General features: G+C 71.2%; 1 pseudogene. It reads left to right on the forward strand.

Annotated elements, in window-relative coordinates:
* Positions 1 to 424: 424 nt before the first annotated feature.
* Positions 425 to 723: pseudogene (locus G6035_RS19655) on the forward strand (endonuclease); the annotation flags it as partial.

Raw genomic sequence — 723 nt, forward strand, 5'->3', positions numbered from 1 at the left:
CCTCGGCCCTGGCGGACCCCTCCCACCCCACCCGCCCCGACAGGCCCGGTGGTTCCGGTGGTGCCGGTGGGGGTGCGTATGCGGGGTTGCAGCTCATTGACGTGCTCCCGGACTGGGTCGATCCGCCACGGGCGCCCGCTCTCGGCCCGCAAACCCCAAAACAGGACGCCCTGGACGAAAAACGCGCCAAACGACCGGAAAACATCATCCAGACCGGCACCCTCAGACCCAACGCCGGACCTGCCACCGCAGGGAACCACCCTGCCGATCGTCACCGTCCCGGTACGGAGAACCCCGCCGCAGGGGACCGCCCTGTCGCTGCCCTGTCGCTGGCAGTTTGGTGGCTTCGGATGCCGGTTCCGATGGCGGGGTTCCGGTGCCCGGTGGTGGGCCGGTTGCTGGGCGTGCGGGGTTGGCGGGGGTCGTGGAAGGCCTGGCCGCCGGGGTGGCCGGCGGGGTGGTCGATGGTGTGTTGGAGGACCCCGTGCAGGACCACGTGGACCAGCTGGATGCGGTGCGGGACGGGGCTGTCGTGGCCGAACCTCCCCTGCCGGCGGCACAGCTCATCGTCACCGTCCCGGTGCTGGGCCTGCCCGGGGTGAGGAATGAACCGGGCGAACTCGCCGGACACGGCCCCATCACCGAAGAAACCGCACGCAAGCTGTTGGCCGGGGCCGGGACGTTCCTGCGCCTCCTGGTGGACCCGGTGACGAACACCCCCGT

Origin of the sequence: Arthrobacter sp. SDTb3-6 (assembly GCF_013376095.1) — a bacterium.
In the GTDB taxonomy this organism is placed as follows: Bacteria; Actinomycetota; Actinomycetes; order Actinomycetales; family Micrococcaceae; genus Specibacter.